This is a genomic window from Pauljensenia sp. UMB6358 (assembly GCF_030216865.1).
GTDB lineage: Bacteria > Actinomycetota > Actinomycetes > Actinomycetales > Actinomycetaceae > Pauljensenia > Pauljensenia turicensis_A.
The window spans coordinates 1-229 of the sequence record NZ_JASOMS010000318.1 but is presented as its reverse complement, the minus strand read 5'-3'; the positions used below and the strand labels follow the sequence as shown (position 1 = coordinate 229).

The window sequence follows — 229 nt, the reverse complement described above, 5'->3', positions numbered from 1 at the left end:
AATCAGGTGCTGAAGAAGGGGCTCTCCCCCGCCTCCATTATCAATCCGTTCAGGCACGTAGCACTTGGGGGCGCGGTAGCCGAGTCGCTAACTACTGACCCGGACACTGGGATTATTTCGCTGGCCAAACTTGGACTGGCCTATAAGAACGCTTCTTCTGCCGGACTTACCGGTATTCCCCCCATTGGGACCACCGACTACTATGTCGAGGGCGCCGGCTCCACCGTAC

The 229-nt window shown here is 58.1% G+C and carries 1 pseudogene; it reads left to right on the top strand.

Features of this window, described 5'->3' with window-relative positions:
- Positions 1-229 (top strand): annotated as a pseudogene (locus tag QP381_RS09605) (LCP family protein); the annotation flags it as partial.